General features: G+C 41.0%; 30 protein-coding genes. All 30 read right to left on the reverse strand.

Translation table 11 applies throughout. From position 1 onward, the window contains the following. Nucleotides 1-81 precede the first annotated feature (81 nt). A complete protein-coding gene (locus tag QWU_RS07090) occupies nucleotides 82-1,395 on the reverse strand; it encodes a replication-associated recombination protein A (protein ID WP_017196479.1) in 1,314 nt (437 codons plus the stop codon). An 8-nt stretch (nucleotides 1,396-1,403) separates the two neighbouring features. Continuing rightward, nucleotides 1,404-2,798 (reverse strand): DegQ family serine endoprotease, encoded by a 1,395-nt coding sequence (locus QWU_RS07095; RefSeq protein WP_006589524.1) that lies wholly within the window; start codon nucleotides 2,796-2,798, stop codon nucleotides 1,404-1,406. A gap of 260 nt (nucleotides 2,799-3,058) precedes the next feature. After that, entirely contained in the window at nucleotides 3,059-3,487 is a 429-nt protein-coding gene (gene rplQ, locus QWU_RS07100; protein WP_006589523.1) for a 50S ribosomal protein L17, read from the reverse strand. 25 nt (nucleotides 3,488-3,512) lie between these two features. Then, nucleotides 3,513-4,526 (reverse strand): DNA-directed RNA polymerase subunit alpha, encoded by a 1,014-nt coding sequence (locus QWU_RS07105; protein WP_006589522.1) that lies wholly within the window; start codon nucleotides 4,524-4,526, stop codon nucleotides 3,513-3,515. A 95-nt stretch (nucleotides 4,527-4,621) separates the two neighbouring features. Further along, the gene (rpsK, locus tag QWU_RS07110; protein WP_006589521.1) at nucleotides 4,622-5,011 is read right to left on the reverse strand and encodes a 30S ribosomal protein S11; all 390 of its coding nucleotides are present in this window, start codon (nucleotides 5,009-5,011) and stop codon (nucleotides 4,622-4,624) included. 124 nt (nucleotides 5,012-5,135) lie between these two features. Continuing rightward, nucleotides 5,136-5,504 carry a 30S ribosomal protein S13 gene (gene rpsM, locus QWU_RS07115; RefSeq protein WP_006589520.1) on the reverse strand — a complete coding sequence of 123 codons (369 nt, stop codon included), beginning with the start codon at nucleotides 5,502-5,504 and terminating at the stop codon, nucleotides 5,136-5,138. A 179-nt stretch (nucleotides 5,505-5,683) separates the two neighbouring features. Then, nucleotides 5,684-6,262: an adenylate kinase gene (locus tag QWU_RS07120; protein WP_006589519.1), complete on the reverse strand. Its 579-nt coding sequence runs from the start codon at nucleotides 6,260-6,262 to the stop codon at nucleotides 5,684-5,686. Further along, on the reverse strand, nucleotides 6,259-7,605 hold the full coding sequence (secY, locus tag QWU_RS07125; protein ID WP_006589518.1) for a preprotein translocase subunit SecY: 1,347 nt from the start codon (nucleotides 7,603-7,605) through the stop codon (nucleotides 6,259-6,261). The genes QWU_RS07120 and secY overlap by 4 nt, the downstream gene beginning before the upstream one ends. A 159-nt stretch (nucleotides 7,606-7,764) precedes the next feature. Then, nucleotides 7,765-8,232, reverse strand: a complete 468-nt coding sequence (rplO, locus tag QWU_RS07130; protein ID WP_006589517.1) for a 50S ribosomal protein L15 — start codon at nucleotides 8,230-8,232, stop codon at nucleotides 7,765-7,767. A 20-nt stretch (nucleotides 8,233-8,252) separates the two neighbouring features. Further along, complete coding sequence (rpmD, locus tag QWU_RS07135) at nucleotides 8,253-8,459, reverse strand: 50S ribosomal protein L30 (protein WP_017196481.1); 207 nt, start codon at nucleotides 8,457-8,459, stop codon at nucleotides 8,253-8,255. Between the two features lie 31 nt (nucleotides 8,460-8,490). After that, entirely contained in the window at nucleotides 8,491-9,039 is a 549-nt protein-coding gene (gene rpsE / locus QWU_RS07140; RefSeq protein WP_006589515.1) for a 30S ribosomal protein S5, read from the reverse strand. 115 nt (nucleotides 9,040-9,154) lie between these two features. After that, a complete protein-coding gene (rplR, locus tag QWU_RS07145) occupies nucleotides 9,155-9,517 on the reverse strand; it encodes a 50S ribosomal protein L18 (protein WP_006589514.1) in 363 nt (120 codons plus the stop codon). Between the two features lie 12 nt (nucleotides 9,518-9,529). Beyond that, the gene (rplF, locus tag QWU_RS07150) at nucleotides 9,530-10,063 is read right to left on the reverse strand and encodes a 50S ribosomal protein L6 (protein ID WP_006589513.1); all 534 of its coding nucleotides are present in this window, start codon (nucleotides 10,061-10,063) and stop codon (nucleotides 9,530-9,532) included. 38 nt (nucleotides 10,064-10,101) lie between these two features. After that, a complete protein-coding gene (gene rpsH / locus QWU_RS07155) occupies nucleotides 10,102-10,500 on the reverse strand; it encodes a 30S ribosomal protein S8 (protein ID WP_006589512.1) in 399 nt (132 codons plus the stop codon). Nucleotides 10,501-10,514: 14 nt separating this feature from the next. Continuing rightward, the gene (gene rpsN, locus QWU_RS07160) at nucleotides 10,515-10,820 is read right to left on the reverse strand and encodes a 30S ribosomal protein S14 (RefSeq protein WP_006589511.1); all 306 of its coding nucleotides are present in this window, start codon (nucleotides 10,818-10,820) and stop codon (nucleotides 10,515-10,517) included. A gap of 24 nt (nucleotides 10,821-10,844) precedes the next feature. Further along, on the reverse strand, nucleotides 10,845-11,402 hold the full coding sequence (rplE, locus tag QWU_RS07165; protein WP_006589510.1) for a 50S ribosomal protein L5: 558 nt from the start codon (nucleotides 11,400-11,402) through the stop codon (nucleotides 10,845-10,847). Further along, the gene (gene rplX, locus QWU_RS07170; protein WP_006589509.1) at nucleotides 11,395-11,709 is read right to left on the reverse strand and encodes a 50S ribosomal protein L24; all 315 of its coding nucleotides are present in this window, start codon (nucleotides 11,707-11,709) and stop codon (nucleotides 11,395-11,397) included. Before rplX ends, rplE begins: the two co-directional genes overlap by 8 nt. An 11-nt stretch (nucleotides 11,710-11,720) precedes the next feature. Continuing rightward, nucleotides 11,721-12,089 (reverse strand): 50S ribosomal protein L14, encoded by a 369-nt coding sequence (gene rplN / locus QWU_RS07175; RefSeq protein ID WP_004859184.1) that lies wholly within the window; start codon nucleotides 12,087-12,089, stop codon nucleotides 11,721-11,723. A 146-nt stretch (nucleotides 12,090-12,235) separates the two neighbouring features. Then, on the reverse strand, nucleotides 12,236-12,475 hold the full coding sequence (gene rpsQ, locus QWU_RS07180) for a 30S ribosomal protein S17 (protein ID WP_006589508.1): 240 nt from the start codon (nucleotides 12,473-12,475) through the stop codon (nucleotides 12,236-12,238). Nucleotides 12,476-12,486: 11 nt separating this feature from the next. Further along, on the reverse strand, nucleotides 12,487-12,687 hold the full coding sequence (gene rpmC, locus QWU_RS07185; protein ID WP_006589507.1) for a 50S ribosomal protein L29: 201 nt from the start codon (nucleotides 12,685-12,687) through the stop codon (nucleotides 12,487-12,489). 12 nt (nucleotides 12,688-12,699) lie between these two features. Next, nucleotides 12,700-13,113 carry a 50S ribosomal protein L16 gene (gene rplP, locus QWU_RS07190; protein WP_006589506.1) on the reverse strand — a complete coding sequence of 138 codons (414 nt, stop codon included), beginning with the start codon at nucleotides 13,111-13,113 and terminating at the stop codon, nucleotides 12,700-12,702. Between the two features lie 36 nt (nucleotides 13,114-13,149). Next, nucleotides 13,150-13,860 (reverse strand): 30S ribosomal protein S3, encoded by a 711-nt coding sequence (rpsC, locus tag QWU_RS07195; RefSeq protein WP_006589505.1) that lies wholly within the window; start codon nucleotides 13,858-13,860, stop codon nucleotides 13,150-13,152. After that, nucleotides 13,860-14,249, reverse strand: coding sequence for a 50S ribosomal protein L22 (rplV, locus tag QWU_RS07200; protein ID WP_006589504.1), 390 nt, complete (start codon nucleotides 14,247-14,249; stop codon nucleotides 13,860-13,862). Before rplV ends, rpsC begins: the two co-directional genes overlap by 1 nt. Nucleotides 14,250-14,252: 3 nt before the next feature. Beyond that, a complete protein-coding gene (rpsS, locus tag QWU_RS07205; RefSeq protein WP_006589503.1) occupies nucleotides 14,253-14,531 on the reverse strand; it encodes a 30S ribosomal protein S19 in 279 nt (92 codons plus the stop codon). Nucleotides 14,532-14,546: 15 nt separating this feature from the next. Further along, nucleotides 14,547-15,380, reverse strand: coding sequence for a 50S ribosomal protein L2 (gene rplB, locus QWU_RS07210; RefSeq protein WP_006589502.1), 834 nt, complete (start codon nucleotides 15,378-15,380; stop codon nucleotides 14,547-14,549). 21 nt (nucleotides 15,381-15,401) lie between these two features. Beyond that, nucleotides 15,402-15,695: a 50S ribosomal protein L23 gene (locus tag QWU_RS07215; RefSeq protein ID WP_006589501.1), complete on the reverse strand. Its 294-nt coding sequence runs from the start codon at nucleotides 15,693-15,695 to the stop codon at nucleotides 15,402-15,404. After that, entirely contained in the window at nucleotides 15,692-16,312 is a 621-nt protein-coding gene (rplD, locus tag QWU_RS07220; protein WP_006589500.1) for a 50S ribosomal protein L4, read from the reverse strand. The genes QWU_RS07215 and rplD overlap by 4 nt, the downstream gene beginning before the upstream one ends. Then, nucleotides 16,312-17,052: a 50S ribosomal protein L3 gene (gene rplC, locus QWU_RS07225; protein ID WP_006589499.1), complete on the reverse strand. Its 741-nt coding sequence runs from the start codon at nucleotides 17,050-17,052 to the stop codon at nucleotides 16,312-16,314. Before rplC ends, rplD begins: the two co-directional genes overlap by 1 nt. Before the next feature lie 27 nt (nucleotides 17,053-17,079). Beyond that, nucleotides 17,080-17,388: a 30S ribosomal protein S10 gene (rpsJ, locus tag QWU_RS07230; protein ID WP_004855744.1), complete on the reverse strand. Its 309-nt coding sequence runs from the start codon at nucleotides 17,386-17,388 to the stop codon at nucleotides 17,080-17,082. Between the two features lie 65 nt (nucleotides 17,389-17,453). Then, the coding region (locus QWU_RS09820) for an EF-Tu C-terminal domain-related protein (RefSeq protein ID WP_017196482.1) at nucleotides 17,454-17,564 on the reverse strand (111 nt) is incomplete at its 5' end.

Raw genomic sequence — 17,564 nt, forward strand, 5'->3', positions numbered from 1 at the left:
GTTAATGGAATTATAATCACATAACTGACGTAAAATAAGTTTAAGATCCGTAAAAATTATATCTTAATTAAAATTACATTTTTAACTGGTTCGCTTTTTACGCAATTTTTTCCACCACTCAAGACGTTTCGCGATTTCACGTTCAAAACCACGTTCTCGTGGTTGATAATAGCTCTGGCGCCCAAGTTTCTCAGGAAAATATTCCTGTCCCGAAAAAGCATCTGGTTCATCATGGTCATAACGATAACCATGTCCATACCCTTCTTCTTTCATAAATTTTGTAGGTGCATTCAAAATGTGCCTAGGAGGAGGTAAAGAGCCATTTTTTCGTGCACAATGCAGTGCTGCTTTATATGCAAGATATGTTGCATTTGATTTTGGCGCAGTTGCAACATAGAGACACGCTTGTACTAAAGCCAATTCTCCCTCAGGTGATCCTAAATAATCATAAGCATCTTTTGCTGCATTACAAATAACAAGAGCTTGAGGATCTGCCAAACCAATATCTTCAACAGCCATACGAACTAATCTTCTCCCAATATAGAGAGGATCTTCTCCCGCATCAAACATACGCGCCAAATAATAAAGAGCAGCATCAGGATCAGATCCACGAACTGACTTATGCAACGCTGAAATGAGATTATAGTGCCCCTCCTGTCCTTTATCATAAATTGGAGCACGACGTTGAATGATTTTTTGCAAAGCAACAGTATCAAATATCTCTCCTTGTCGTGCAGCACACCAAACTTCCTCTGCCAATATTAACACTGCCCGCGCATCACCATCAGACATCCCGATCAAAATACCTCTAGCATCATCATCCAAGGGAAGAAGCTTTCCTTCCACTTCTTCCGCGCGTTTCAAAAGCTTGCTCAAACTTTCATTGTCATGGGGAAGAAACGTCAAAACACGTGCACGAGAAAGAAGAGCAGCATTAAGTTCAAATGAAGGATTTTCTGTTGTTGCACCTATAAGAATGACCGTACCTTCTTCCATGACGGGAAGAAAACTATCCTGCTGAGCACGATTAAATCTATGAATTTCATCGACAAACAAAACCGTTCGCCCCCCAGACATAAAACGAGCCCGAGCAATTTCAAAAATCTTTTTAAGTTCAGAAACTCCAGTAAAAATAGCAGAAACTTGCTCAAAAGAGAAATTTGTTTCAAGAGCTAACAAACGTGCAACTGTTGTTTTTCCTGTCCCCGGTGGTCCCCAGAAAATCATCGAACCAAATGAACCAGCTGCTATCATGCGTGAAAGCACCCCCTCCTCCCCAACTAAGTGATCTTGTCCCATTACATCATGAAGAGAGCGAGGACGCATCCTTTCTGCAAGCGGCTGATTTTTATTAACTTGGAAATCAAGCGACGAAGTAAAAAAATCTTTGTTCAAAAAAAACCTCAGCGAATAAATTGGCGAATATACATACCATCACGTTCATATTCCAATTGCCAAATACGCGGACGACTTTGCATAAGAATCTTTTTCAACTGACTGACTGTTTGAATCTTATGGCCATTAACAACACGCAAAATATCTCCTGGACGAAAAATTCCAGCAGCATTGCTCAGTTCATCAAGATTGGTAATCACAACACCTTTTGCAGATACAGGAAGATGAAAACGTCGACTATTTTGCGGCGTTAAATCTAATACTTCAGCACCAGAAAGAGGACCCTCATCAATAATTTTTTCAGATTTTAAGAATTCAGATTCTGGTACTGATAAAACGGTTATTTCTGTTTTGAAAGTTTTGCCATTTCGTAAATATTCTAAAGGAAGACTTTGCCCCATGCCAGCTGTCATCAAACGATATCCAAGGCTATCTGGACTATCAATTCGTACCCCTTGCATACTCAAAATAACATCCCCTACTTTCAAACCAGCTTTTTCAGCAGGACTATCTTTGCTAATGTCGACAATAAGAGCACCATAGGGACGTTCTAAACCTAAACCACCTGCAATATCAGGTGTAACATTTTGAAAAGATGCACCAATATAAGGCGGTACAAAATACTTCCCACCATGCTTAACAGTATCAAGCATCACCTTTACGAGATTCGCTGGAATAGCAAAACCAATCCCTACGGAGCCACCAGAACGCGAATAAATAGCTGTATTAATCCCGATTAATTGCCCTTTCATATCAATCAAAGCCCCACCAGAGTTCCCTGGATTAATGGCAGCATCTGTTTGAATAAAAAAGTCAAAATCAGAAATACCAACACGTGTACGTGCTTGCGCTGACACAATACCACTTGTAACTGTTTGACCAACACCAAAAGGATTACCAATTGCTAAAACAAGATCACCAACTTCAACTGCATCGGAATCTCCCAAAGGAAGAACGGGAAACTGCGCACCTTTTGCATCAATTTTAAGTACAGCAATATCCGTCGCTTCATCTTTGAGCATAATCTTACTCTCAAATTCTCGTCCATCAGAAAGAGCAACTTTAATTTCATTTGCATCCTTAATGACATGATAATTCGTAACAATCAGACCACGCGTATCAACAATCACCCCAGACCCTAATGAAGATTGCTTACGTACAGGCAAATTATTTTGAAAACGACCAAAAAACTGCTCAAAAAATGGATCGCCTTCAAAAGGCGAACGTGCTCTAATTTGCCGAGCTGCATAAATATTTACAACAGACGGGATAGTCTTTTTAACTAAAGGAGCAAATGAAAGAGTAATTTCTGATTGTGTTTGCGGGATTTGGGCATATGCACAAGGAAATGATATTTGCGCTATAATCACAAAAAAAAGCCATACCAAAAGAGAATACCTCATTAGTCACTCCTTTAAATAACCTATTCTTTAATATCAATAGGACAAGAAACCTTCTTACCCTGCATAAGCTAAAGATTTCTATTAATATTTATAATGAAGAAGAAAAACAACCACTGGAATAATAAATATTATAAAAATCAAATAATTCAATATGGTATAATATTCTCTTATATTTATAGAACAATAATAGAATCGGAAATATTTATAAAAAAAACCGCCCTGAAAAGACGGTTCTCTAAAATCTAAAAAATACTCTATCTTTACGAAGAATCTTCTTTTTGAGCCGCAGAATTTTCCACACGTGCACGATCCACAGCGCCCTTCGCATCAACATCACGATCAACAAATTCTATAACAGCCATGGGAGCATTATCACCTGTACGAAATCCCGCTTTCATAATACGCAAATATCCGCCGTTGCGCGATGCATAACGCGGCGCAAGTATATCAAATAATTTTGCAACTTTTCCCGCATCACGAAGTACTGCAATTGCTTGTCTACGCGCGTGCAAACCTCCATGCTTACCGAGAGTCACTAATTTTTCAACAATAGGACGAATTTCCTTAGCCTTTGGAAGCGTTGTCATGATCTGTTCATGCTCAATCAGCGAAACCGCCATATTAGAGAACATCGCCTTACGGTGGCTGGCAGTCCGGTTCAACTTGCGGCCTGATTTACTATGGCGCATAAGCCTTCTCCTCAAATTCTAAATTTTAATACTGATCTTCATAGCGTTTGGCGAGATCATCAATGTTTTCAGGCGGCCATGCAGAAATTTCCATACCAAGATGCAATCCCATACATGCCAAAACTTCCTTAATTTCATTTAAAGATTTGCGCCCGAAATTTGGTGTCCGAAGCATTTCAGCCTCTGTCTTCTGGATAAGATCACCAATATAGACAATATTGTCATTCTTAAGACAATTCGCTGAACGAACTGAAAGCTCTAACTCATCCACCTTTTTGAGAAGTGCAGGGTTAAAAGCAAGCTCCGAATCGGGCTCTTCAACAGCTTCCTTTTGAGGTTCTTCAAAATTAACAAATAATGATAATTGATCCTGAAGAATACGCGCTGCAAAAGCAACAGCATCCTCCCCATTAACAGCACCATTTGTCTCAATTGTAAGGGTTAATTTATCATAATCCAGAACCTGACCTTCACGCGTATTCTCTACTTTATAAGAAACTTTACGAATTGGCGAATAAAGACTATCAACCGGAATAAGACCTATGCGTCCATCATCAGCACAATTACGATCAGATGGAACATACCCTTTGCCTGTATTGACAATAAACTCCATACGAATCTCAGCACCTTCATCAAGAGTACAGATAACATGCTCTGGATTGAGAATTTCCATATCTCCAACAGTATTGATATCCCCTGCTCTCACAACACCAGGACCCTCTTTACAAATAACAACCCGTTTAGGCCCCTCATCTTCCATACGAAGCGCAATCTCTTTGATATTAAGAATAATATCTGTAACATCCTCACGAACACCTGGAATTGATGAGAATTCGTGCAACACACCATCAATTTGCACAGCAGTAATTGCAGCACCACGAAGCGATGACAATAATACACGACGAAGAGCATTTCCCAATGTTAAACCAAAACCACGCTCAAGAGGCTCAGCAATTACACTCAAAACATTTGGATTATCATGCGCAAAAAATTCAACCTTATTGGGTTTTATCAGTTCCTGCCAGTTTTTCTGGATCATATTTTTATTCCCGTTCTTTACTCCCGTTACTATTCAATCGTAACGGCTAATGTGAACATCAGAGAAGACTCTGACAACAATAAAACAATACCCAATCAAACACGCCGCCTTTTCCGCGGACGACATCCATTATGAGGAATTGGTGTTACATCACGAATAGAAGTAATGACAAAACCAACAGATTGCAAAGCACGCAAAGCAGACTCGCGACCTGATCCAGGACCACAAACCTCAACTTCTAACGAACGCATACCATGTTCTTGCGCTTTTTTAGCACAATCTTCCGCAGCAACCTGAGCAGCAAAAGGTGTAGATTTGCGTGAACCTTTAAATCCTTGAGCCCCCGCAGATGACCAAGCAATGGTATTCCCTTGAGCATCAGTGATGGTAATCATTGTATTGTTAAATGTTGAATTGATATGCACAACACCTGATGAAATATTTTTTCGCTCGCGACGGCGAACACGCGTGGCTTCCTTGGCCATGACCTTCCTTTCAATGATCTCTTCACTGCCGTAATACCAGCAGCTACACCCTCTTTGCTCTTGTTAAAAACTTAACAAGAAACAAAATATAAAAAACGAAACTCTTTACTCGAAATAAAAAATTCTACTTTTTCTTACCAGCAATTGCTTTGGCTGGCCCCTTACGTGTACGGGCATTGGTATGTGTACGCTGCCCACGAACAGGCAAAGAACGACGATGACGCAATCCACGGTAACAACCAAGATCCATCAAGCGCTTAACATTCATGGCAACTTCACGACGAAGATCTCCTTCAACCTGATAGCCTTGATCTATCGCTTCACGAATTTGCAACACCTCCGCATCAGAAAGCTCATGCACACGGCGCCCTATAGGAATGCCAACCTTTTTAATAATTTCTTGAGCAAATTTTGGTCCAATCCCGTGAATATATTGAAGCGCAATAATTACACGCTTATTTGTTGGGATATTGACGCCAGCGATACGAGCCACGCCCACTCTCCTTAATTTTGTTGACAATTAACCATAAAATACCCGATGTACCTTACAGAAAAAATGACCCGGCACAAATACATCCCGAATCCGATTATTCTACAGAAATAAACTAAATGTGCTTTTGATAGATTTTATCAAAAAAGTCAAGACTTTTCATTTATTTCTAAAAAATTTACTTATTGAAGCACCCCCTTGATCATACATGAAACCACAGCAATATCCCTCATGCCATCAATTACCTTCAATAATCCCTTCTCTGAATAAAATCTCGATAAAGGAATTGTTTTCTCACGAAATTCTACCAATCGCTTCGCAAAAGCAACAAGATTATCATCTGCACGAACCTTTTTACCAGCCGCCATCGTTTCATCAACGCGTTTCTTCATACGCTCAATTAAAGCATTTTCATCAACACTCAGCTCAATAACAGCATCAAGTTGCATATTTTTCGACTGTAAAATCTGTTGCAATGCTTCTGCCTGTCCCACAGTCCGCGGATAGCCATCCAAGACGAAACCGTTTATACAATCACTTTCGTCAATTCGTTCTGATACAATTTGATTAACAATACTATCAGGAACTAAAGCACCAGAATTCATAACCGCTTTAGCTTTTTGCCCAATTTCTGTTTCTCTAGAAATAACTTCACGCAACATATCACCTGTTGATAACTGAGGAATATTATACGTCTCAGTTAACATTTTAGCTTGTGTACCTTTTCCAGCTCCAGGAGGACCCAAAAGAATAATTCTCATCGATTCCTTCTACCTCCACGAAGTTTTGACTTTTTAATCAATCCTTCATATTGGTGCGCAACAAGATGTCCTTGAATTTGGGCAACCGTATCAAGCGTAACAGTAACAACGATCAACAAAGACGTCCCGCCAAGATAAAAAGGAACTTGCAAGGCAGATATCATAAATTCAGGTAACAAACAAACCAAAACAATATAAATTGCCCCCACAACAGTAATGCGTGTCAAAACATAATCAATATATTCGGCAGTACGCTCACCAGGACGAATACCTGGAATAAAACCAGAATGCTTTTTTAACTGATCTGCCGTATCACTTGGATTAAAGACAATAGCCGTATAAAAAAAGCAAAAAAATGCCATCAAAAATGCATAAACAATCATATAAAGTGGCTGTCCGTGACCAAGAGAATAAGAAATGACTTGCATCCATTGTGGCATTTTATCAGAAAAATTATTAATAGTTGCAGGCAATAACAACAAAGATGAAGCAAAAATTGGTGGAATAACACCAGCAGTATTTAATTTTAAAGGAAGGTGTGACATATCTCCTTGAAACATCTGATTTCCAACCTGACGTTTCGGATATTGAATAAGAATTTTCCGCTGAGCACGCTCTACAAAAACAATAACGGCAATAACAAAAACCGCGATAAAAACGATAGCTATCAACAAAAAGGTTGATAAATCAGCTTGACTATGAGCAGTTAAAAGCTGAGCAAAAGTGGAAGGAAGATTAGCTACAATTCCTGTAAAAATAATAAGAGAAACCCCATTACCAACACCACGTGACGTAATTTGCTCTCCAAGCCACATAAGAAACATCGTTCCACCAACAAGTGTAATTACAGAAGAAACACGGAACATAAGTCCTGGTTCTATAACAATCTGAAGCCCCGTTCCTATACCAGTTTCAAGCGCAACCGCAATACCAAAAGCTTGCAGAATTGCCAAAACTACCGTTACGTAACGAGTATACTGATTAATAACCTTACGACCTACTTCACCTTCTTTTTTAAGGGTTTCTAACGAAGGGATAACTGAGGTTAGCAATTGTACAATAATTGACGCTGATATATAAGGCATAATTCCCAATGCAAAAATTGCCATGCGTCCAACAGCACCTCCAGCAAACATATTAAACAACCCCAAAACACCAGAAGCATGATGTTCAAATGTCTGTTGTAAAGAATCAATATTAATACCGGGAAGAGAAATATAAGTACCAAAGCGAAAAACAAGAAGCGCAGCTAGAGTAAACCAAATGCGTTTTTTTAATTCGGTCGCACGTGAAAAAGTACCAAAATTTATATTGGAAGCAAATTGCTCTGCTGCTGATGCCATAAAACGTCTCCAGTTTACACTCCAGTTCTTAAAATCACAGGAGTATAACTTTAAAAATTCATATCGTCATACATAAAGAGGTGTAAAACTCAAATAATTCTTCATAAAAGATATCTTTAAATAAAAGTCCTCCTTAGAACATTATTTATATCAAAAAACTTATCGAACAACCTCAGAAAAAATAACCTGCCCCCCAGCTTTCTCGATTTTCATACGAGCAACCTCAGAAGCACCAGAAACATGAACTATAATCTTAGCTTTTAATTCACCATCCGAAAGCAAACGTACACCATCTCTCACACGACGAATAATACCAGCCTCTTTCAACGCCATAATATCAACAGGTTTCTCAATATTCAACTTTCCCACATCAACTGCCGATTGAATACGTCCCAGCGAAACTTCGTTATAAGTCTTAGTAAAAAAATTTTTAAATCCACGTTTTGGTAAACGGCGATAAATAGGCATTTGCCCACCTTCAAAACCATTAAGTGAAACACCAGAACGTGAACTTTGTCCCTTTACACCACGCCCACCAGTTTTACCAGTACCAGAACCAATACCACGCCCAACACGTTTACGATCTCTCGTTGCACCTTTACAATCACGCAGCTCATTGAGTTTCATATTTTATACTCCCGCAACCTTTAATCTTCATCTATAACGCGAACAAGATGGCGAACCTTAGCAATCATACCACGCACACAAAACGTATCCTCTAAAATACGCCGTCTACGTATTCTATTTAACCCAAGCCCTTTCAAGGTTGCACGCTGAATCTGTGAATTCCGAATCGGACTTCCAATTTGTTCTACCGTTACAGTTTTATCACTCTGAGATTTTTTTTGAACCATTTCTTAATTCCTTTTCTGACAATCTCAGAAACTATCCCTCTGCATCAACTAAATGCTGACGACGAGCCTGCAAAGTTGAATATTTTATACCCCGCTGAACGGCAATATCCCTAGGATGCATTTGACGCTTTAACGCATCAAATGTTGCACGCACCATATTATAAGGATTAGATGACCCCAGTGATTTTGCAACAACATCCTGCATACCAAGAGTTTCAAAAATCGCACGCATTGGTCCACCGGCAATAATACCAGTACCAGCAGAAGCTGAACGTAACAAAACACGACCAGCTCCGTGACGCCCTTCAAGATCATGATGCAATGTACGACCAGACCGGAGCGGAACATAAATCATCGCACGCTTTGCAGATTCTGTAGCTTTACGAACAGCCTCTGGCACTTCACGCGCTTTTCCATGACCAAAACCTACACGGCCTTTTTGATCTCCAACAACAACAAGAGCAGCAAAACCAAAACGCCGACCACCCTTTACAACTTTAGCAACGCGATTGATATGAACAAGCCTATCGACAAAATCACTATCACGCTCATCTCGTTCACTACGTTCTTTTTGTGCCATTCCTCATTCCTTTTTCTTTTCCGGAAGCACCTTAACAAAGCCTCCCTATCTATAACTAGAGAAACTCACACGAAATACCCCTACTCCCCTTACTTAAATTTTTAGATAAGGCATTTTAGAAATTCAACCCCCCTTCACGAGCAGCTTCAGCCAAAGCCTTTACTCTACCGTGGTAAACATATGCCCCACGATCAAAAACTACCTCATTAACACCAGCCTGTTTTGCACGCTCAGCAATTAATTTACCAACAGCAAAAGCAGCTTCTTTATCAGCACCACTTTTTAATAATTTTTTCAAATCACTATCAAGCGTAGATGCTGAAACAAGTGTACACCCATGCAAATCATCAATAATTTGAGCATAAATGTTTTGATTTGAACGATAAACACTAAGCCGCGGACGATTACTAGAAACCATTTTAATTCTACGACGAATACGCCGTGCACGACGCTGGATAATGTTCTTAGACGAAACCATAATACAAAATCCTTATTTCTTTTTACCCTCTTTACGGAAGATGTGCTCATCTGCATGCTTAACACCTTTACCTTTGTAAGGCTCAGGCCTACGATATTCGCGAATTTCCGCTGCAACTTGGCCGACTTGCTGCTTATCAATCCCAGAAATAACAATTTCTGTAGGTTTAGGAACCATTACAGTAACACCCGACGGCACCTTATAAACCACATCGTGCGAAAAACCTAATGACAACTGAACATCCCTACCCTGCAAAGCAGCACGATAACCAACTCCGTTAATCTCCAACCTCTTTTCAAAGCCATCCTTCACACCACAAAAAATATTTTCAATCATTGAACGCGTCATCCCCCATTTAGAGCGTGCATCTTTTGACTGATCCCGTGGCAAAACAGATATAATATTATCTTCAAATTTCACTAAGACCTCATCATTTACGATGTAACTCAGTTCACCTTTTGGACCTTTTGCTTTAACCAGTTGACCTTCAACAGTTGCAGTAACCCCAGAAGGAATTGTAATGGGCTTTTTTCCAATACGAGACATTGTTCTAACCTACTTTTCTTCCGTTTTCTTAAAATAATTCAGAAAACACGGCAAAGGAGTTCTCCACCAACATTCTTTTCACGCGCTTCATGATCCGCCATAACCCCTTTAGGAGTTGATAAAATAGAAATACCAAGACCATTTGCCACTTGAGGAAGTGATTTAGCAGAAACATACACCCGACGACCAGGTTTTGAAATACGTGCAATATCACGAATAGCAGCTGATCCTTCAAAATATTTCAACTCGATTTCAATTTCAGATTTTCCAACACTTAAATCAATTTGATTATATCCGCGAATATAACCTTCAGACTGGAGAACATCAAGAACGCGAGCACGAAGCTTAGAAGCAGGCGTAACCACTTTTCCTTTTTTACGACCAAGCGCATTACGAATACGCGTTAACATATCACCAAGAGGATCTGACATAGACATTGAGTAATCTCCTCTCACCAACTAGACTTAACAATGCCTGGAATATGCCCAATAGAACCAAGTTCACGCAATGCAATCCGCGACATTTTTAATTTACGATAATAAGCCCGAGGACGTCCTGAAACCTCACAACGATTACGAACACGAACCTTTGCAGAATTACGTGGCAACTCTGCTAATTGAACAGAAGCGTTAAAACGCTCTTCGAGAGAAACCTTCTGATCCATAACAATCACTTTCAAACGCGCACGACGTGCAGCATAACGCTTTACCATCACCTCACGACGCTTATTTTTTTCAACGGCACTTACTTTGGCCATAATCTTACCTCGCTACGTTTGCCGTTACGAACGAAAAGGAAAATTAAAAGCACGCAATAATTCGCGCGCCTCATCATCTGTTTCCGCTGTCGTACAAACGATAATATCCATGCCCCAAATTTGATCAACTTTATCATAGTTGATTTCTGGAAACACAATGTGCTCTTTAATGCCCACAGCAAAATTGCCACGACCATCAAAGCTTTTTGGGTTCAAACCACGAAAGTCACGAACCCGCGGAAGCGCAATCGTAACAAGACGATCTAAAAATTCAAACATACGATCTTTACGCAATGTAACTTTAGCCCCAAGTGGCATTCCTTCACGCACTTTAAAAGTCGCAATAGAATTACGCGCACGAGTAACAACAGCTTTCTGACCCGTTATAAGTGCCAAATCTTCAGCAGCAAAAGATGGCTTCTTAGAATCAGCAGTCGCCTCACCAATCCCCATATTAACTACAATTTTGTCAATCCGTGGAATTTGCATTGCATTTTTATAATGAAATTTCTCTTGAAGCGCTTTACGAACCACTTCAAAATAATGCGTTTTCATGCGCGGTATTTGTTTTTCTTCAGCCATTAATCAATTCTCCCGAACGCCTGGCAAAACGAACCTTATTACCATCTGCATTCATACGAAAACCCACACGCGTAGGTTTACCATCTTTAGGATCGGCAATCGCCAAATTAGACAGATGAATTGGAGCTTCTTTAGAAACAACACCTGCTTCTTGCTTTTGTGTCTGACGCTGATGACGCTTAATCATATTAACGCCGCGAACAAAAGCTTTATTCTCCTTTGGGTTTACCTTAATGACTTCACCCCTACATCCTTTATCCTTACCGGATAAAACGACAACTTTATCACCTTTGCGAATTTTTTGCATACCACCACTCCCTATAACACTTCAGGAGCGAGCGAAATGATCTTCATATGATTCCTACCACGAAGCTCGCGGGGAACTGGTCCGAAGATACGTGTACCGATCGGCTCTTTCTTATTATCCACTAAAACAGCAGCATTGCCATCAAAACGAATAACACTACCATCTGCGCGACGAATATCCTTAGCAGTACGAACTACCACAGCTTTCATCACATCACCCTTTTTAACACGGCCACGTGGAATAGCATCCTTGACCGAAACAACAATAATGTCACCGACCGAAGCATATTTTCGCTTTGAACCGCCTAACACTTTGATGCACATGACACGACGAGCACCAGAATTATCGGCAACATCAAGGTTTGTTTGCATCTGAATCATGATTGGCCACCTTCTCTTAACACTTATAACCGATTATGTCTTTAACACATCCGGATTCGCCTGCCAAATAATGACAAAACATCGCTTTTAAATTTATCAACGGATAAAAAACCACTACTAAATTTTAAAACAACAAACTTAATTAACTATGCTACACTGCCTTTAACAACAGTCCAATGCTTATCTTTCGAAACTGGTCTAGATTCCTGAATAGAAACCTGATCCCCAACTTTGAACTGATTACTCTCATCATGCGCTTTATACTTTTTAGACTGTCGAACAGTCTTTTTGAGAAGTGGATGAGAATAACGACGCTCCACTTTAACAACCACAGTCTTATCGTTCTTGTCACTAACAACAACACCCTGCAAAATGCGTTTAGGCATCACTTATTTCCTTAAACCTTACTTTCGTTTATCTTCTGACGAAGAAAAGTTTTAACACGCGCAATGTCACGACGAACTTGCCTAACACGTGCAGTCTTTTCCAATTGGCCCGTTGCTCTTTGAAAACGCAAATTAAACTGCTCTTTCTTTAACTTAGCCAACTCATCTTTCATTTGGTCGAGCGTCTGCGCCCGTAATTTTGTGGCTCTCATCGCTCAACCTCTTTATTCAGCAATTCTCTGGATGAAACGCGTTTTAATAGGCAACTTTGCAGCACCGAGTCTCAGTGCTTCACGTGCTACATCCTCAGAAACTCCATCAAGCTCAAACATGACACGTCCAGGCGCAACACGCATAGCCCAATAATCCACACTTCCTTTACCCTTACCCATACGAACTTCCGTTGGTTTAGATGTCACGGGAAGGTCTGGGAAAATACGAATCCATACACGCCCAGAACGTTTCATATAACGTGTAATCGCACGACGCGCCGCTTCAATTTGGCGTGCAGTAATTCTCTCTGGCTCAACAGCTTTCAAACCGTAAGCACCGAAATTCAAATCCGTACCACCCTTCGAAACGCCGCGAATACGGCCCTTGAATTGTTTACGGAACTTTGTGCGCTTTGGCTGCAACATTGCTCTCTACTCCAAATTCTAGCTCAATCATAAAAACTAAGCATTTTCGCGGCGACGATTCGATGAAGAACCAGAATGATCAACTTCTGTAGCACGACGCTCTGAAGCCATGGGATCATGCTCAAGAATTTCACCTTTAAAGACCCAAACCTTAACACCACAAATACCATAAGCAGTCTTAGCTTCTGCTGTACCGTAATCAACATCAGAACGCAAGGTATGAAGTGGAACACGACCTTCACGATACCATTCCATACGCGCAATTTCAGCACCACCAAGACGACCGGAACAGTTAATACGAATTCCTTCTGCGCCGAGACGCATAGCTGATTGAACCGCACGCTTCATTGCACGGCGAAAGGCAACACGGCGCTCTAACTGTTGTGCAATTGACTGTGCAATAATTGTAGCATCAATTTCCGGCTTACGTATTTCCACAATATTCAATGAAGTCTCAGCACTGGTCATTTCCGAAAGCTTACGACGAAGCTTTTCGATATCAGCACCTTTTTTGCCAATAATGAGGCCAGGACGCGCTGAATGAATCGTTACACGACATTTCTTATGAGGACGTTCAATAACGACTTTAGAAATAGCAGCCTGCTTCAGTTCTTCCAATACATATAAACGAATCTTCAAATCTTCATGAAGAAGACGTCCATATTCTCCACTATCAGCATACCAACGGGAATCCCAAGTCCGATTGACTCCAAGACGAAGCCCTATTGGATTGATCTTCTGACCCATTATGCGGCCTCCACTTTTCCGGTAACTTCACGAACAACAATAGTAAGATGCGAAAATGGACGTTCAATTCGACTGGCACGACCACGACCACGAACATGAAAACGCTTCATTACTACCGACTTACCAACATAGGCTTCTACAACAACAAGCGAATCAATATCAAGATCGTGGTTATTTTCTGCATTTGCAATCGCTGATTCAAGAGTTTTTTTCACAGTCCCAGCAATACGTTTACGTGAGAATGTCAAATCAGCAAGCGCCACATTAATCCTCTTGCCACGAATCATCGCAGCAACCAAATTAAGTTTTTGTGGACTAACACGAATCGTTCGAGTGACAGCTTTCGCCTCATTTTCTTTGAGCTGGCGCGGAATCTTAGCTTTTCCCATTACCTATTTCCTCTTCGCTTTTTTATCTGCACCATGCCCATAATAAGTCCGAGTGGGAGCAAATTCACCAAACTTATGCCCAACCATCTCTTCAGAAACGGAAACAGGAATATGCTTACTACCATTGTAAACACCAAAAGTTAAACCAACGAACTGTGGCAAAATGGTAGAGCGTCGACTCCATATTTTGATAACTTCATTGCGTCCACTCGCACGAACCTTCTCTGATTTCCGAAGAAGATAGCCGTCAACAAACGGACCTTTCCAAACTGAACGAACCACTTCAGACTACCTTTCTTATTTCTTACGCTGATGACGCGTACGCATAATAAACTTATCGGTGGCTTTATTAGAGCGCGTACGCTTACCCTTTGTAGGCTTTCCCCAAGGAGACACCGGATGACGTCCTCCTGATGTACGCCCCTCACCACCGCCATGTGGATGATCAACTGGGTTCATAGCAACACCACGAACATGTGGACGTTTACCACGCCAACGCGACCGTCCTGCTTTGCCATCATTAATGTTCCCATGATCAGAATTTGAAACAGCACCAACGGTTGCAAAACAACTGCTAGACACTAAACGCTGTTCTCCAGAATTAAGCCGAAGAATAGCCATTCCTTGATCACGCCCAACCAACTGTGCATAAGTACCAGCCGCACGTGCAATCTGTCCACCTTTTCCAGGCTTCATTTCAACATTATGAATAATTGTACCGACCGGCATATTACCGAGCGGCATAGCATTACCCGCTTTAACATCAACATTTGAACCAGCAATAATAGAATCACCAACACCAAGACGCTGTGGAGCAAGAATATAACTTAATTGCCCATCTTCATAGCGAATGAGTGCAATAAAAGCTGTGCGATTCGGATCATATTCCAAACGCTCAACTTTCGCTGAAACATCGCGTTTAAGACGCTTAAAATCCACAAGTCTATAACTACGCTTATGACCACCACCCTGAAAACGAGCTGTGACGCGACCACGATTATTACGCCCACCTTTTGATGACAAACCCTTAGTTAACGTTTTTACAGCCTTACCCTTATAAAGACAAGAGCGATCTACAATAACAAGTTGACGCTGCCCTGGCGTAGTTGCATTAAACTGTTTAAGTGCCATTATCCTTATCTCCGAGTCTCTTTAAAGACCTGTAGAAACGTCAATAGACTGACCATTTGCCAACGTCACGATTGCTTTTTTAACATCACTCTGCCGACCAACAATGCCTTTAAAACGCTTCACTTTACCCTTACGAACTATCGTGTTAACTGCCTTTACTTTAACGCTAAAAAGCGCTTCAACAGCAGCTTTAATTTCAGGTTTTGTTGCTTTCAGCGCAACATTAAAAGCAACTTGATTATATTCAGAAATCATAGTCGATTTTTCAGTAATAACTGGACTAACAATTATATCATAATGACGAAGATCTATCATTTAAAACGTTCCTCAAGAGCTTCGACAGCTGCCTTTGATAAAACAAGTTTACTGCGACGCAAAATATCATAAACATTAATTCCCTGAATTGGTAAAATATCAATATTCGGAATATTAGATGCTGCGCGAGAAAAATTAGCATCGACTTCCTTTCCGCCAATTAAGAGAGCATTATCAAATCCAAGTTTAGAAAAATGAGAAACAAGTACCTTGGTTTTAGCATCTTGAACACGCATTTCATCAACAACAATCAAATCTTTTGCCTTTAATTTCGCTGACAAAGCAAGCCGCAACCCCAGAGCACGAACTTTTTTAGGAAGACCATGTGCATGACCACGGGCCACTGGACCATGCGCCTTACCACCGCCTCGAAACTGAGAAACACGAGCAGATGAATGCCGAGCACGACCTGTTCCTTTTTGTTTAAACATCTTCGCACCTGTTCGCGATACATCAGAGCGCCCTTGCGATTGATGTGTCCCCTGTTGACGGCGAGCAAGCTGCCAACGGATAACACGTTGTAAAATATCTTCACGCGGGACGAGACCAAAAATAGCTTTAGAAACCTTTAGCTTACCAGCCTCACCCCCATCAAGGGTTTTAATTACAAGATCCATTATTCGGCCCCCTCAACTTCAGAGGCTTCCACCATTGGAGCAACCATTTCCGTTTTCTCCTTCGCAAAACGACGAACACCCGCAGGCTTCGGTGCATTATTGGGAAGAGATCTCTTTACAGCATCCCGCACCAAAATCCAAGCGCCTTTGCAACCAGAAACAGCCCCACGCACCAAAATCAAACCGCGTTCAATATCTGTAGAAACAACCTCGATGTTCTGTGTTGTTACACGAACCTGTCCCATATGACCAGCCATTTTCTTACCTTTAAACACTTTACCAGGATCTTGACATTGCCCTGTCGAACCATGTGCACGATGCGTGATTGAATTACCATGCGAAGCACGATGTCCACCAAAATTATGGCGCTTCATAACACCGGCAAACCCCTTACCAATACTCGTACCTGTTATATCAACTCTTTGCCCTGGAACAAAATGTTCCACCGTAATCTCGGTACCAATATCAAGAAGATTATCAGGACTCACACGAAACTCTGCTATTTTAGCTTTTGGCTCAACAGAAGCCTTAGCAAAATGCCCACGAAGAGCTTTTGAAGTATTTTTAACCTTAGCAAAGCCTACACCTAATTGAACAGCAGTATAACCATTCTTTTCAACTGTACGCTGAGCCACAACTTGACAATTTTCTAAACGAAGCACCGTTACCGGCACATGCTCACCAGCTTCATTATAAATACGGGTCATGCCCAGCTTCTGTGCTATTACACCTGAACGCATCGGGTCTGTTCCTTCTGTCCTCAAACCTCAGAGCTTAATCTCTACATCCACACCAGCAGAAAGATCGAGCTTCATAAGCGCATCCACTGTTTGTGGCGTTGGATCAACAATATCAAGAAGACGCTTATGTGTACGCATTTCAAACTGCTCACGGCTCTTCTTATCGATGTGCGGCCCGCGATTAACCGTAAACTTCTCAATCCGCGTCGGAAGCGGAATAGGACCACGGACATTTGCACCAGTACGCTTGGCAGTCGATACAATCTCACGTGTCGATGCATCAAGAATTCTGTGGTCAAACGCTTTCAAGCGAATGCGGATATTCTGACTGTTCATGCTCTTTTATTTCCCTGTCATGTAAAGCGCCTTTAATAACTAAAGACGCTTTCAACAACCATTATTTACTCAATGATCTTAGAAACGATCCCTGCACCAACAGTACGACCGCCCTCACGAATAGCAAAACGAAGTTTCTCTTCCATGGCAATTGGAACAATCAAAGAAACATCCAT

The organism is Bartonella birtlesii IBS 325 (assembly GCF_000273375.1).
Lineage (GTDB): Bacteria > Pseudomonadota > Alphaproteobacteria > Rhizobiales > Rhizobiaceae > Bartonella > Bartonella birtlesii.